Consider the following 13,326-nt stretch of genomic DNA (forward strand, 5'->3'; position numbering starts at 1 on the left):
GACTTGTTCAGGCGTCGCTGGTGGTGATGAGCACCTTGCCGATCGCCGAGTCCTCGACCGCCTGGTGCGCCGCGGCCGTGTCGGCGAGCGGGTAGCGGTGCAGCGGCAGGCCGGCGTCCGCGCCCACCCGGATGCCGCCCTGGTTGGCGGCCGCCGCCACGTCGACCACGCCCTGCGCCTTGGCCGCCTTCGGCTCCGTGTAGACGAGCACGAACTGCCACCGGGCGTTCACCACGTACAGCGGTCGGACCGGGAGCGTCACCTCGGCGCCGCCGTTGTCGGCGTACACGCAGACCGCGCCACCGTTGTGGATCATCTGTGCGTCCATGGCCGCGTTCGTCGCCGGGGCGACCTCCACGATCGTGTGGACCCCGTCGGGGGCGATCTTGCCGACCTCCTCGACCACGTCCTGTTCGCGATAGTTGATCACGTACGACGCGCCGGCCGACGCGGCGAGCTGCGCCTTCTCGGCACTGCTCACCGTGGCGATCACCGTGGCGTCGGCCCAGCGGGCGAGCTGGATCGCCGCGTTGCCCACCGCGCCCGCGCCGCCCTGCACCAGCACGGTGTGGTCGGCCAGCGCACCGGCGCGCAGCGCGTCCGGCATGAACTCGCCGGCCGTCAGGCAGCGGTGCGCGGTGAGGAACGGAATGCCGAGGCTGGCCCCCAGCTCGAACGACGCGTCGCCCAGGGGCACCGCCTGCCGGACCGGCACCAGCGTGTACTCCGCGCTGGTGCCCCACGGCCGCTGCCAGGCCGCCTCCCAGATCCAGACCCGCTCGCCGATCAGTTCGCCGCCGACCCCCTCACCGACCGCCTCGACGACACCCGCGCCGTCCTGCCCCGGGATCTGCCACCCGTCCGGCGCGAACGCCCGCCGCGACTTCCAGTCCGTCGGGTTGACGCCGGAGACGGCCATCCGGACCAGCACCTCGCCCGGGCCCGGCTCGGGCACCGGCCGGTCCACCAGTTCCAGCACCGACGGGTCGCCGGTGCGCTCGTACACGATGGCCTTCATCAGTGGTCTCCTCGCTGCCCGGCGGGGCACGCGGGCGACGTGCCGCCTGCTGCGGTACCCCGCACCGATCCCGTCATGCCAAACCGTCGACCAGCTCCGGGGTCAACTCGCCGATCGACCCCAACGTCACGGCCGCGAGCCCGGCGGCGTCCGGATCGAGGGGGTACGACGCGTGGGGCACCGCCACCACCCGCATCCCCGCCGCAGCGGCCGACCGTACGCCGTTCGACGAATCCTCCACGGCCGCGCAGCGGACCGGGTCGACGCCCAGGCGCTGCGCGACGTTCAGGTACACGTCCGGCGCCGGCTTGCCCCGCTCGGTCTCCTCGGTGGAGAGGGTGGCGCCGAAGGCGTCGGTCAGGCCTGTGGCCTCCAGCGCCGCCGCGATCAGCCGGGTCGGCGACGAGCTGGCCAATCCGAGCGGCCAGCGGGCGGCCAACCGGCGTACCACGTCGTCCGCGCCGTCGATCAACGGCACGTGCTCCCGGTAGCGCTGCGCCATCTCCCGGACCACCTCGTCGGCCACCTGCGCGGCGGTGCGCCGCACCCCCAGCTCGCCGCTGAGGTAGTGGGCCCACTCGCCCGTGCTCATGCCCATCAGCCGGCGCTGGGTGTCGGGCTGCCAGACGCCGCCGTGTGTCGCCACGTACGCCCGCCGGACCTCCTCCCACACCGGTTCGGAATCCACGATCACGCCGTCCAGGTCGAAGACCACCGCATCCACCACGGGCCCATCCTGCCCGACGGAGGGACCCGTGGTCAGGCGGGCAGCGCGGGCAGCCCGATCGGGCTGTCCGGCGGGATCACCGTGTGGCAGGCCCGGGCCATCGGTTCCAGCAGCTCACGAAGACGATCGGTGTCGCCCGGGCCGAGCGCCTGCCACGGGTGCCCGGCGGCCCGGTCGGTGGCGTCCTCGATCGCCTGGAAATCGGCGTGGCCGACGTCGGTGGGGGTGCCGTCCCCGGCCAACCAGCCGCGCCGGGTCAGCCGCTCGCGGGCGGCCCGCCACTGCTCCTCGGACCAGCCCCGGCCGAGCAGGTTCTGAGCCGACATGTCCACCGCGACGCGCCAGGCCAACGCCTCCACCGGGTCCAGGCCGGCAGCCACCAGGGCGGCGATGTGTCCGTCGCCGCGCAGCTCCCGCAGCGTGGTGGCGGCCTGCCAGAGCCGGGCCAGGGGGTACTCCCCGACCGGCAGCGCCGCATTGGCCGCGCCGAGCACCCGACCGGCGGTCTGCGCCGCCGCGGCGGCCCGCTCCAACAGGTCGGCGGCCTCGGACAGGTGCCCCTCGGGCAGCTCGTAGGTCAGCTCGGCCAGTGCCTGCACCGCGCCGGTCAACCGGGCGCGCAGCGCCTCCGAGGGGTTGGCGAGTCGCCACACCGCCGGCAGGGCCCGGCTCACCATCGGCGGCGCGAAGCTGAAGAAGGCGGCGACCACCGGAGGGGCCTCGGCGGCGCCCAGCGGCGCGGCCCGGCCGGCGAAGTAGCCACGCCAGTAGCCGCGCAGCCCGACCGCCTCGTACGCGGCGCGGGCCCGAGGGTGGAAGTAGGTGACCGCGTGCAGCGGCTCGAAGTACGTCCACATCACCCGGGTGGTACGTCCGAGCTCGTCCAGCGCCGTCACGTGCACCTCCGCCGTCCCGCGTCCGCATGGTCACCCCGGACGGCGGGCCGCCCGGGGTGACGCCGAACCTACTGCCGGAGGGTGACGGGCAGGAAGCCCCATGTGAACAAGTCCATCGCGCCGGGGCGACAACCGGGGCGATCCGGACGGGTCACTGAGCGGCGAGGACGTCCACCACGAACCGCAGCGGACCGGTCGGACGGCCGCCGGCCTGGGCCTCGTCGTTGCCGTACGCCAGCTCGCCCGGGATGTCGAGCTGCACCCGGCTGCCCACGGTCACGCCGACCAGGCCCTGGTCCCAGCCGGGGATGACCTGGCCGACGCCGATCGGGAAGGTGGCCGGCTGACCGGCGTTCCAGGACGAGTCGAACTCCTTGCCGTCCTTGTAGAAGACGCCCACGTAGTTGGTGGTGATGTTCTGGCCCTTCTTCACCGCCGGGCCGGTGCCCTTGATCATCGGGGTGACCGTGAGCTTCTTCAGCTCGCCCGTGCCCGCCTTCACCGTCGGCTTGCTGCCCAACGCCGGATCGGCGCCCTCGGGGAGCTGCGGCGCGGGCGGCGCGGTGGGGGCGTCCTGTGCCGGGGCGTCCGGCGCCGCGGCGGAGGCGGACGGGCTGGCGCCGGAGGCGGTGCTGGACTTGTCGTCCCGGTTGCTGTCGATCCAGACGAAACCGCCGATCAGCAGCACCACCACGGCGACACCGGCGAGCCCGCCGGCCCATGCCTGGCGGCGGCGCTTCGCCTCGGCCGCCTTCTGCGCCGCCAACTGGGCGGCCAGCCGCCGACCCGCCTTCGTCGCCGGGCTCTGGCCCTCCGACCGGTTCTCCTGCGTGCGCTCGCTCACGTCGTCGACTCCCTGCTGCGAAGGTGTGGCCGGCACCCGGTGCCGGGGGGAAAGCCGACGCACACGGTACCCGCCCGGCGGCCCGCTGTGCCCGCCCCGGACGCCTCGAATCGTCCAGAAACGCCGTCCGCAGGACGTTACTCCGGGACCACCATGAAGTCGCTCACGAACGAGGTGACCCTCCCGTCGGCGGTCCGCCCGATCCAGGTGCCGTAGCAGCCGTCCCCCCAACCCGTGCAGACCGTGACGATGTTCGCGCCGGTGGCCTCGTCCAGAACGGCCGCGATCAGCCCCGGAACCGGCGACGAGGGCAGCTCGGCCGGGATGAAGACGTCCTCGATCCGTTCCTCGTCCCAGCTCTCCATGGCGGCGAGCGCCGTCGGGTCGGCGAGCGTGCCGGCGCCGGCGTCCACGCCGTACCCGAAGTAGTCGTCGTCGCCGAGCGCGGCGACGTCCTGGTCGCCCACGACGGCCTGCTCCCAGCGGGTCGTCGGCTCGGCGCAGATCACCAGCTCCAGCGCGGCCACCCGCCGGTCCACCTCGGCGTCCTCCCGCAACACCACGGCCACCCAGGCGCGGGCGGGATACCGCCCCGGCGCGACGGCCACCGTGTACGGCTCGGCCTCCGACACGACCAGCGGATCGCACCCGACGACCCGGCCCGTCGGCAGTACGACGTCGCCCAGCGGGTGGGCCTCGACGACGTACGCGCCGTGTTCGTCGGTGAAACGCGCCCCGGGCGTCAACAACCGGTCCAGGTCAGGGGTGTACGGCATGAGGGCTCCTCCGGTGGCCGACGGCCGGCGGAGCGTACCCGGTCCGGCGGACACCGGCGGTGCCGCGTACCTCAGGCGCTCTTGCGGGGTGCGGTCTTGCGCACGGCGGTCTTCTTCGCGGGCTCGGCCTTCTTCGCGGGGGTCTTCTTGGCGGCGGTCTTCTTCGCCGGCTCGGCCGCCTTCTTCTCGGCGGTCTTCTTCGCCGCGGTCTTCTTCGCGGGCGCCTTGGCGGCCTTCTTCTCGGCCGCCTTCTGCGCCGAGCGGGCCGACGAGATGGGCGTCGGCTCGCCGCCGCCACCTCGGGACGGCTGTTCGCCGCGCGCCGCCCGGGCCCGGTCCACCGAGGCCTTCAGCGCGGCCATCAGGTCCACCGCCGCGGCCGGGGCCTCCTCGACCTCCTCCGGCTGGACGACCTCGCGACCCTCCACCTTGGCGTCGATGACCTCCTGCAACGCGGCCCGGTAGTCGTCGGTGAAGACGTCCGGCTCGAACTCGCCGGTCATCGAGTCGATCAGCGAGCTGGCCATCGCCAGCTCCGGCGGACGCACCTTCAGGTCCTCGTCGAGGAAGCCGAAGTCGGGGGTACGGATCTCGTCCGGCCAGAGCATGGTGTTGAGCAGCAGCACACCCTCGCGCACTCGCAACGTGGCGAGCTGCTCACGTTGGCGCAGCGCCACCTTGACGATGGCCACCCGCTCCGAGTCGAGGAGCGCGTCCCGCAGCAGCACGTACGGCTTGGTGGCCGTGCCCTCGGGCTCCAGGTAGTAGGCCTTGTTGTAGAGGATGGGGTCGACCTGTTCGGCGGGGACGAACTCCAGCACGTCGATCGCCCGGGAGCTGGTCAGCGGCAGATCGGCGAAGTCCTCGTCGGTGAGGATCACCATCTCGCCGCCGCCGATGTCGTAGCCCTTGGCGATGTCGTCGTAGGTGACCTCCTCGCCGCAGACCGAGCAGGTGCGCTTGTAGCGGATGCGGCCGCCGTCCTCGCGGTGCACCTGGTGGAACCGGATGTCCTTCTCCTCGGTCGCCGAGTAGAGCTTCACCCCGATCGAGACGAGCCCGAACGACACGGCTCCCTTCCAGATGGCACGCATCCTGCGCTCCCTTCCCCGGTATCGACCATGCTCGCATCCGCAGGAACTCCACGCGAGGTGTTCGGCCTGCTACTACAGTCGGGTCGTGCCCGGCGCGCCGCTCAAGCCGATGCTCGCGATGACCGGGCCGCTCCCGGCGGGTGACGGCTGGGCGTACGAGTTCAAGTGGGACGGGGTCCGGGCGCTAGCCGACATCTCCGGCGGCGCGCAACACCTGTACGCCCGCTCCGGCGTGGAGATCACCGCCGCCTACCCCGAACTGGCCACCCTGTGCGAGCAGGTCGACGATGCGCTGCTCGACGGCGAGGTGGTGCTGCTGGGCGAGGGTGGGCAGCCGTCGTTCACCGCCCTCGCTGAGCGGATGCACGTCCGGGACCGCACCAAGGCCGCCCGGCTGGCGGCGGTCATGCCGGTGACGTACATGATCTTCGACCTGCTGCGCCTGAACGGCGACGATCTGACCGGCTGGTCGTACGAGCGCCGCCGGGAGGCCCTGGACTCCCTCGCGCTCGGCGGCGCGCGGTGGGCGGTGCCGCCGGTGTTCGCCGACGGCCCGGCCACGTACGAGGCCGCGGGGGAGCACGGCCTGGAGGGCGTGATGGCCAAGCGGGTCGGCGCCGTCTACCGCCCCGGCGTGCGCTCGCCGGACTGGGTGAAGGTCAAGCTGGAGGTGACCGGCGACTTCGTCGTCGGGGGCTGGAGGCCGGGCGCGCGCCGCATCGGTGGGCTGCTGGTCGGGGTGCCCGGCCCGGACGGCCGGCTGACCTACCGGGGTCGGGTCGGTGGCGGGATCGGGGCGGCCATCGAACGGCAGCTCCTCGCCGAGCTGGAGCCGCTGCGTACCGGCGCGTCACCGTTCGCGGCGGGCGTGCCGCGCGAGGATGCCCGGGGGGCCATCTGGGTAGAACCCCGGGTGGTGGTAGAGGTGAAGTACGGCCAGCGCACCCCCGACGGCCGGCTGCGCTTCCCCCGGGTGCTGCGGTTGCGCCCGGACAAGCCGCCGGAGGAGGTCGACGATGCCGGCTGAGAAGCTGCGGGTGGACGTCGAGGGCCGCGCGTTGGAGCTGTCCAACCTGGACAATGTCCTCTATCCGGCCGTCGGCTTCACCAAGGGCGAGGTGATCGACTACTACACCCGGATCTCGCCGGTGCTGCTGCCGCACCTGGCCGACCGGCCGGTCACCCGGATCCGCTTCCCGAACGGGGTGGACGACAAGTCCTTCTTCGAGAAGAACAAACCGGCCGCGACCCCGGACTGGGTACGCGTCGAGACGTTGCCCGCCCCCGGTTCGACGAAGGGCCGGGAGACCATCGACTATGTGGTCGCCGACGACCTGCCCACCCTGGTCTGGCTGGCCAACCTCGCCGCGCTGGAACTGCACACGCCGCAGTGGAAGGTCGGCGAACATCCCGACATGATGGTGGTCGACCTGGACCCGGGACCGCCGGCCGGGCTCGCCGAGTGCTGCCCGGTGGCGGTGCTGATGCGCGACCGGCTCGCCGACGACGGCATCGACTCGTACCCGAAGACGTCCGGCAAGAAGGGCATGCAGCTCTGCTGCCCGATCGCGGGCACCCAGCCCGCCGACGACGTCTCCGCCTACGCGCGCCGGATCGCGCAGGAGTTGGAGAAGGCGCACCCGAAGCTGATCGTCTCGAAGATGGCCAAGAACCTGCGCCCGGGCAAGGTCTTCATCGACTGGAGTCAGAACAACGCGGCGAAAACCACCGTCGCGCCGTACTCGCTGCGCGCCCAGCGGACGCCCTCGGTATCGACGCCGCTGACCTGGGACGAGGTCGAGGCCGGCGCGCGCGGCCGGAAGCCGGCCGTGCGCCAGTTCACCGCCGCCGAGGTCCTCGACCGGGTCGAGGAGTACGGCGACCTGCTGGCCGCGCTCCTCGACGGCGGCCCGGAACTGCCCGGCGGACGCTAGCCCAGTTCGGTCATCGGGTCGCCCACGGAACAGTGGGTGCGTGGCCGGTGCCGTCGCCACCTGTAGCTCAGTGTGACCGCCTCCGCTGCCCCCAGCTACCCCCGCCCACCCTGCTCGACCCCTTTGCTCTGCTTCAGCCGAGGAAACACCGGCGTCTACCTGCTGTTCTGCATCTTTGGGGAGAACGAGTGGTCAGGTGTGGCCCGCACTGAGCGTGTGTGTTTCCTCGGCTGAAGCAGAGCAAAGGGCGCGAAGGTAGGGCGGGCGCGCGACCAGTTCTGAGCACCGTCCGGCCTGCGAAGGGTGGCCCGCCGTGACAACCTTCGGCGGTGCTGCCGCGTGGTAGGGGCGTGACCGACCAACAGAAACCCCTGTCCGCGACGGACCGGTCCTACGTCGCGTTCGTCGAGGTGGCGTGGGAGCGACATATCCGGCTGGCCATGCTGCTCTGCGGCGACCGGTGGCGGGCCGAGGAGTTGCTCCAGGACAGCCTGGTCCGGGTCTACGAGCGGTGGCGGCGGCTGTCCCGGCTCGACGATCCGCACGCCTACCTGCGCCGGGCGCTGGTCAACAACCACACCTCGATCTGGCGGCGACGCCGGCGCGAGAGCCTCGTCGCGAACGTCCCCGACCGGGCTGCCCCGGGTGGCGGCAGCGACCCCGACGCCGACGTCCTACGCCGGGCGCTGCTGGCGCTGCCGGCGAAGCAACGCGCGGTCGTGGTGCTGCGCCACTACGAGGACCTGAGCGAGCGCGAGGTCGCCCAGGTGCTGGGCTGCTCGCTGGGCACCGTCAAGAGCCAGAACGCCCGGGCGCTGGGCGCACTGCGCCACGTCCTTCAGGATTCCTTCGACTCGGTAAGCAGGTGAACGTCATGAACAGCATCGATGACCGTCTCGCTCGACGGCTGCACGACATCGTTGACGGCGAAACGGGCTCCGAACCCCCGGTGGGTGCGTTGATCGAGCGCGGTCGGCGGGGCCGCCGACGCCGGACCACCGCACTGGTCGGCTCGACGTGCGCGTTGCTGGCGTTGGGCGTCGGCACCGCCGTCACGGTGACGACGAACGCCCCACCCGAGCGTCCCGGCGTTACCGCCCGGGCCGAACAGCCGGAGCAGGTCTCGCCGGCGCTGCGCCTGGTCTCGGCTGCCGCCGCCAGCGAGAACATCAGCTACCGGATGCGACTGACCAACTCGGGTCCGGGCGGGCTGACGTACGAGGGCGCGTTCGACCCGAGGACCGCGACCGGCTACGTCCGCTCCCCGCAGGACGACTCGGTGATGACCGAGCTGCTGATCAACGGCACCCGGTACCAGGGGGGCGAGCGCCCCCTGAGCCCGCTGCCGGCCGACAAGGGGCCGGGCGAGACGTACGGCCGTTACGGGCAGTACCCGGGGACGTACAACCGGCTCTTCCTCTACGGCGACGGGAACGAGGTGCTGGGTGCCGCCGAACCCGACCCGGCTGCCCTGTTCGCTGCATTGAAGCGCGTGAACGCGATGGTCACCGAGAACCCGGACGGCACCCTGCACTTCACGTACACCACCACGGACAGGGACGGGTCGAGCAGCACGACCGGCGACGTCACGCTGAACGGCGACGGTCGGATCGCGAAGGTGGCGCTCACGGTCAGCTGGCAGTCGACCGTGAAGGGTCGGCTCGACACCGGGACAATCAACTCGACCCTCGAACTGTTCGACTACGGCGTCGACGTGACGGTCACGCGCCCGACCGACGTTGTGATGATCAAGAAGTAGACCCGCGAGGCCCGGTGTCCACGCTGGTGGACGCCGGGCCGGACGTGGCAGGGCGCAGCCGCCACCACGCGCCGCAGACCAGGGCCAGGGTGACGACGGTGACCGCGACGTCGCCGGCCAGGGCCGCCGCCGGGCTCGCCGGGGAGTACGGCGGCACGAGGTACGCGAACGCGGCGGCGCTGACCACGTTCGCCGAGGCGGCGGCGAGCACGTGCCGCTGCCCCCAGCCTGCGCCGCCCGACCAGTAGGCGACCAGTGCTCCCACGGTGGCGGTGAGCACCAGTGCGACGGCCACCCCCGCCCAGCCGGGCGCCGGGTCGGTGAAGAGGTGCGCGAGGACGACAAGCAGGCCGAGCCAGAGCGGGTGCGGCACCCGCCGTACGCGGCGGGGGTGGGTACGACGCCAGCGGGGCAGCAGGGCCACCGCGACGAGCGCGAGGACGACCGCCGTTGCGAAGACCAGTTGCAGCGGGCTGGCCAGGAAGTTCTTGCGGCCCTCGGGCGAGGTGAAGACCAGCAGGCTGCCGAGGAGGTAGAGCACCCCGACCACGGCCAGCCCGGGTCGCCCGAGCCACGGCCGATGCCGCCGCTTCACGCCGAGGAACGACTCGACGAACACGATCGGCGCGCAGATCGTCAGGAGAATGTGGTTGCCGACGTAGTCGTACGCCTGCCGGAGGCTGAACCCGAGCCCGGGCACCAACGACGCCTCGGCGGCGGCGCGGGTGTCGGCGTACTGGGTGTCGTCGAGGTAGCCGGGGTTGAACAGCGACTGGTCCACCAAACCGGCCTGGAGGACGCCGAACGCGGCGGCGAGCAGCACGATCGTCGGCCAACCCGCGCCGAGGCGTCGGGCGGTCTCCCGGATCAGGATCGCGGCCCCGCCGTACATCGGGCCCAGGCCGATGATCACCGGGAGGAAGTCGTCGATGGCGAAGCCGCCCCACGAGCACTCGGCCGCCCACGGCGCGAGCAGCAGCAACGCCACCACGGGCACGAGCCGGCGACGCAGCGGCGGACGTCCGGCTCGGTCGGCGAGATCAGGGTCAGCCTGCGGCCCGTCGGCGGGATCGTGGGCTTCCTGCGGCGCGGCGACGCGGTCGGCCTGGGCGGCGTTGACAGCCTGCGGCGCGGCGGGACGGTCGGCGGGGTCGGGTTCGGGCGGCACGGGTGCTCCTCGGCGGCTGGGGCGGTCGGCGTCGGTCACGGTGCGCGAGCCATCCGGCCAGCGGCTACGGCCATCGGCCGATGGAGACGGTGACCAAAGTCGTTGCGTAGGGTGGTGCGGACGTCGTCACCACCGGGAGCACGCGGATGCAGCCACACGCCACGGCCGACCTGACGGTCCCGCCCACGGTCACCGAGAGCCCGCTGCTCAGCTACCGCGACGAGGCGACCGGTGAGCGCGTCGACCTCACCGCCCAGCAGGTCGGCGCGTGGTCCGCGCGCAGCGCGAGCCTGCTGCGGGACGGCTGCGGGCTCGGCCCCGGCAGCCGCGTAGCGGTGCTACTGCCGCCGCACTGGCGTACGGCAGCGGTGTTGTTGGGCGCGTGGGCGTGCGGCCTGGCGGTGTCGTTCCGGCCGCGCGCCACGGCGGGCCTGCCGGTGCTGGAGCCCGGCGGCGACCGGCCGTTCGACGCGGTCTTCGTGACTCCGGAACGCCAGGACGACTGGTTGGAGGAGGTGCCGGACGCGCCGCACCGCTACCTCGTCGGCACCGGGCCGGGCCGGCTCGCCGACGTGCCGCTGGGCTGGTTGGACTGGTCCGTCGAGGTGCTCCGCCACCCGGACGTCACGCCCGACCACACCGCCATCCGCCCGACGGACCCGGCGAGCGCGGACGGCACGACCTACGGGCAGTGGGGCGCGCTCGCCCGGGAGGTCGCCGGGATGCTCGACCTGCGGGCCGGCGATCGACTGCTGGTCGACGCGGCCGAGCACGAGCAGCCGTTGAAGTGGTTGCTCGCACCGCTGTCGGCGGGCGCGTCAGTGGTCATCAGCGCCAACCTCGACCCGGCCCGCCGGGACGCGGTCGTCGCCGCCGAACGGGTGACCCGAATCCTCTGAAAACCGCTCGGCCGGGCCAAACAGCGCTGGCCGATCCGGTTCCGTTACATCGACATCTGCCCTGCTCAGAGGGTCTTTTGTGGATGTCGTCGACGTGTTCTCATACCGAAGCGACGGCATCGTCGACATCGCACCGCTCCCTCACCGAAAGGTGCACCGATGCAGAGCAGATCCCCCTTCCGGCTGGCGGTCCTCACCGCCACCGCCGCCACGTTCCTGGCGTCCGGCGGCGCGTCCGGGGCGCTGGCCACCGCCGCCCCCGTGACCGCCTCCCCGGGTGTCACGGCCTGCGCCGGCGAGCAGAGTGCCGCCCGGGCCACCGCGGGCGCGACCGCCCAGGAGCCGGCGCTGTACTCGAAGAACGAGGCCAACGCCTACGGCGTGATCAAGGACGCGCCGCGCCTGGCCAACGGCAGCGTCACCATCCCGACGGTCTTCCACATGGTCTCCGACCACCCCCTCACCGCCGCCGAGACGACCAGGTGGAACACCCTGATCGCGGCGCAGATGAAGGTCCTCAACGACTCGTTCGCGGGCAGCACCGCCGCGGACGCCTCCGACACGCCGTTCCGGTTCTCGCTGGTCGACACGACGTGGACGGTGAACAGCGCCTGGTACACGGTCGAGCCGGGCAAGAACGAGCGCGACATGAAGAAGGCGCTCTACACGGGCGACTCCCGCACCCTGAACGTGTACGCGGCCAACATCGGCGGCGGGCTCCTCGGCTGGGCGTACTTCCCGAAGGGTTACAACAACGGCCGCGACTACATCGACGGCGTGGTGATGCTCGACGAGTCGATGCCCGGCGGCACGGCCGGCAAGTACGCCCTCGGTGACACGCTTACGCACGAGGTCGGGCACTGGCTGATGCTGGAGCACACCTTCGCGCACGGCTGCTCCGCGTCCGGCGACTTCGTGGCGGACACGCCGCGCGAGGCGGCCCCGCAGTTCGACTGCCCGGTGGGCGCGGACTCCTGCACCGCACCCGGGCTGGACCCGATCCACAACTTCATGGACTACACGCAGGACTCCTGCATGGACATGTTCACCGCCGGCCAGGCCGACCGCATGAGCGACGCCTGGGTGGCGTTCCGCGCAGGCTGACGCTGTCCCCTGGCAGCTGAGCGCGTTGATCAAGAGGTTTGCGTCACCGAAATGCTGATCGGTGACGCAAACCTCTTGATCATTTCCGGGAGGGCGCGCAGCGCCGGGGCGCGCGCCGCGAGCAGGGCGCGGTGTGGTCGGGCGGCAGGGCGCAACGGCCGCCGCCGGGTAGTCGCTGATCACAGAAAACCCAGTGGCGTACGCACTGCTGGTCCTCAGCCGACACGGTCACCCCGCCCGGCTCGATGCGGGCGGTGAGCCGGGCCAGCACACGGGCGGCGGTCCGGGCGAGGATTCGGGCCCGAAGCAGGTCGGGTGCGGTAACCGGCAGGTGGATCACCCAGCGCTCGGTCATCGGTGAGGCAGGTTCTTCTGGCTGGCTGCTGCCATTGGTGGTCTCTTTACGCGTCGGCCCAGTAGCCGACGGATCAGGTCGCGCATGGGGACTGCCCTTCGTTGGGTCGCGTCGAAGTGGAGGGGGCGCTCTCCGCCGGTTGCGGGCGGCGGAGACCGCCCCACCCTGCGACCGCAGCCTTGATCGGCGGTACGGGAGCAGGGCCGCGCCGGGGGAGCGCGGAGGGTGGGGTCTCGGCGGCGATGCGAGACCGGTACGAGAGGCGCCAACCGACCGCAGCAGCACCGCATCACCGACAGTGACGCTATTGCCACCGAGTCACCTATGTCAAGCATGTCTGCGAGTCACTTACCCACTTATGTCACTCGTGCTACGTGTGTTGCCTGCGTCGAAACGGCTGATCAATACTGGGTGGGCCAACCGACTGCAAGGGGCCCTGACGTGCCTATTCCGCCCACGATGGACGAACTGCTCGACGCTCTGATGGGAAAGATCGAGGACGGGACGTACCCGCCTGGATCGCAGCTTCCCTCTGGGCGGGCGCTGGCGGATGCGTACGACGTTTCGCAGTCGACGATCAGTCGGGCGGTGGCGAGGTTGCGGAAGCAGGGTGTGCTGGTCGGTCGCCCGGGCCGAGGCGTCTTCGTCTCGGAGTCGACCGGGCGGAGATGAGACCAGTTGGCTTCCGGTGGCGCTGACCGGCGTGCCGACGGCCATGGTTTGCGCAAATCCAAGAAGCGGACCTGGCGTAT

Annotated in this window: 15 protein-coding genes; 7 read left to right on the top strand and 8 right to left on the bottom strand. The window is 72.0% G+C overall.

Annotated features, from left to right (window positions below; all coding sequences use genetic code 11):
• Positions 1 to 7 precede the first annotated feature (7 nt).
• From ACQPZK_RS02330 to ACQPZK_RS02355, 6 genes are all read right to left on the bottom strand, one after another.
• The gene (locus tag ACQPZK_RS02330; protein WP_433536704.1) at positions 8 to 1,018 is read right to left on the bottom strand and encodes an NADPH:quinone reductase; all 1,011 of its coding nucleotides are present in this window, start codon (positions 1,016 to 1,018) and stop codon (positions 8 to 10) included.
• A 73-nt stretch (positions 1,019 to 1,091) separates the two neighbouring features.
• Positions 1,092 to 1,745, bottom strand: coding sequence for an HAD family hydrolase (locus ACQPZK_RS02335; RefSeq protein ID WP_433536705.1), 654 nt, complete (start codon positions 1,743 to 1,745; stop codon positions 1,092 to 1,094).
• A gap of 32 nt (positions 1,746 to 1,777) precedes the next feature.
• On the bottom strand, positions 1,778 to 2,602 hold the full coding sequence (locus ACQPZK_RS02340) for an SCO6745 family protein (RefSeq protein WP_433539087.1): 825 nt from the start codon (positions 2,600 to 2,602) through the stop codon (positions 1,778 to 1,780).
• Positions 2,603 to 2,792: 190 nt separating this feature from the next.
• Positions 2,793 to 3,521 carry an FKBP-type peptidyl-prolyl cis-trans isomerase gene (locus ACQPZK_RS02345; protein ID WP_433536706.1) on the bottom strand — a complete coding sequence of 243 codons (729 nt, stop codon included), beginning with the start codon at positions 3,519 to 3,521 and terminating at the stop codon, positions 2,793 to 2,795.
• A 101-nt stretch (positions 3,522 to 3,622) separates the two neighbouring features.
• Complete coding sequence (locus ACQPZK_RS02350; RefSeq protein ID WP_433536707.1) at positions 3,623 to 4,261, bottom strand: DUF4241 domain-containing protein; 639 nt, start codon at positions 4,259 to 4,261, stop codon at positions 3,623 to 3,625.
• A 71-nt stretch (positions 4,262 to 4,332) separates the two neighbouring features.
• A complete protein-coding gene (locus ACQPZK_RS02355) occupies positions 4,333 to 5,355 on the bottom strand; it encodes a Ku protein (protein ID WP_433536708.1) in 1,023 nt (340 codons plus the stop codon).
• 85 nt (positions 5,356 to 5,440) lie between these two features.
• On the opposite strand from ACQPZK_RS02355, the gene ligD (ACQPZK_RS02360) reads away from it, so the two are divergent.
• The 4 genes from ligD (ACQPZK_RS02360) (at position 5,441) to ACQPZK_RS02375 (ending at position 9,048) form a co-directional block, all read left to right on the top strand.
• The gene (gene ligD / locus ACQPZK_RS02360; RefSeq protein ID WP_433536709.1) at positions 5,441 to 6,382 is read left to right on the top strand and encodes a non-homologous end-joining DNA ligase; all 942 of its coding nucleotides are present in this window, start codon (positions 5,441 to 5,443) and stop codon (positions 6,380 to 6,382) included.
• Positions 6,372 to 7,289 carry a non-homologous end-joining DNA ligase gene (gene ligD, locus ACQPZK_RS02365; RefSeq protein WP_433536710.1) on the top strand — a complete coding sequence of 306 codons (918 nt, stop codon included), beginning with the start codon at positions 6,372 to 6,374 and terminating at the stop codon, positions 7,287 to 7,289. Before ligD (ACQPZK_RS02360) ends, ligD (ACQPZK_RS02365) begins: the two co-directional genes overlap by 11 nt.
• A gap of 350 nt (positions 7,290 to 7,639) precedes the next feature.
• Complete coding sequence (locus ACQPZK_RS02370) at positions 7,640 to 8,158, top strand: SigE family RNA polymerase sigma factor (RefSeq protein ID WP_433536711.1); 519 nt, start codon at positions 7,640 to 7,642, stop codon at positions 8,156 to 8,158.
• 5 nt (positions 8,159 to 8,163) lie between these two features.
• The gene (locus tag ACQPZK_RS02375; protein WP_433536712.1) at positions 8,164 to 9,048 is read left to right on the top strand and encodes a hypothetical protein; all 885 of its coding nucleotides are present in this window, start codon (positions 8,164 to 8,166) and stop codon (positions 9,046 to 9,048) included.
• Here the strand turns inward: ACQPZK_RS02375 and ACQPZK_RS02380 are convergent.
• On the bottom strand, positions 9,038 to 10,216 hold the full coding sequence (locus tag ACQPZK_RS02380) for a hypothetical protein (protein ID WP_433536713.1): 1,179 nt from the start codon (positions 10,214 to 10,216) through the stop codon (positions 9,038 to 9,040). The genes ACQPZK_RS02375 and ACQPZK_RS02380 overlap by 11 nt on opposite strands.
• Before the next feature lie 146 nt (positions 10,217 to 10,362).
• Between ACQPZK_RS02380 and ACQPZK_RS02385 the strand changes: the two genes are divergently transcribed.
• Positions 10,363 to 11,115: a TIGR03089 family protein gene (locus tag ACQPZK_RS02385; protein WP_433536714.1), complete on the top strand. Its 753-nt coding sequence runs from the start codon at positions 10,363 to 10,365 to the stop codon at positions 11,113 to 11,115.
• A gap of 159 nt (positions 11,116 to 11,274) precedes the next feature.
• Positions 11,275 to 12,219, top strand: a complete 945-nt coding sequence (locus ACQPZK_RS02390; RefSeq protein ID WP_433536715.1) for a zinc metalloprotease — start codon at positions 11,275 to 11,277, stop codon at positions 12,217 to 12,219.
• A 79-nt stretch (positions 12,220 to 12,298) separates the two neighbouring features.
• Here ACQPZK_RS02390 and ACQPZK_RS02395 read toward each other — a convergent pair whose 3' ends face one another.
• Complete coding sequence (locus ACQPZK_RS02395; RefSeq protein WP_433536716.1) at positions 12,299 to 12,574, bottom strand: hypothetical protein; 276 nt, start codon at positions 12,572 to 12,574, stop codon at positions 12,299 to 12,301.
• A gap of 459 nt (positions 12,575 to 13,033) precedes the next feature.
• On the opposite strand from ACQPZK_RS02395, the gene ACQPZK_RS02400 reads away from it, so the two are divergent.
• A complete protein-coding gene (locus ACQPZK_RS02400; RefSeq protein WP_433539088.1) occupies positions 13,034 to 13,246 on the top strand; it encodes a winged helix-turn-helix domain-containing protein in 213 nt (70 codons plus the stop codon).
• Positions 13,247 to 13,326: the final 80 nt, after the last annotated feature.

Source organism: Micromonospora sp. CA-249363 (genome assembly GCF_050950185.1).
GTDB lineage: Bacteria > Actinomycetota > Actinomycetes > Mycobacteriales > Micromonosporaceae > Micromonospora.

Coding starts and splice junctions, on each gene's coding strand:
- ACQPZK_RS02330 (WP_433536704.1), bottom strand. CDS start 1,018: ATGAAGGCCATCGTGTACGAGCGCACCGGCGACCCGTCGGTGCTGGAA.
- ACQPZK_RS02340 (WP_433539087.1), bottom strand. CDS start 2,602: ATGTGGACGTACTTCGAGCCGCTGCACGCGGTCACCTACTTCCACCCT.
- ACQPZK_RS02350 (WP_433536707.1), bottom strand. CDS start 4,261: ATGCCGTACACCCCTGACCTGGACCGGTTGTTGACGCCCGGGGCGCGT.
- ACQPZK_RS02355 (WP_433536708.1), bottom strand. CDS start 5,355: ATGCGTGCCATCTGGAAGGGAGCCGTGTCGTTCGGGCTCGTCTCGATC.
- ligD (WP_433536710.1), top strand. CDS start 6,372: ATGCCGGCTGAGAAGCTGCGGGTGGACGTCGAGGGCCGCGCGTTGGAG.
- ACQPZK_RS02375 (WP_433536712.1), top strand. CDS start 8,164: ATGAACAGCATCGATGACCGTCTCGCTCGACGGCTGCACGACATCGTT.
- ACQPZK_RS02385 (WP_433536714.1), top strand. CDS start 10,363: ATGCAGCCACACGCCACGGCCGACCTGACGGTCCCGCCCACGGTCACC.
- ACQPZK_RS02390 (WP_433536715.1), top strand. CDS start 11,275: ATGCAGAGCAGATCCCCCTTCCGGCTGGCGGTCCTCACCGCCACCGCC.
- ACQPZK_RS02395 (WP_433536716.1), bottom strand. CDS start 12,574: ATGACCGAGCGCTGGGTGATCCACCTGCCGGTTACCGCACCCGACCTG.
- ACQPZK_RS02400 (WP_433539088.1), top strand. CDS start 13,034: ATGGACGAACTGCTCGACGCTCTGATGGGAAAGATCGAGGACGGGACG.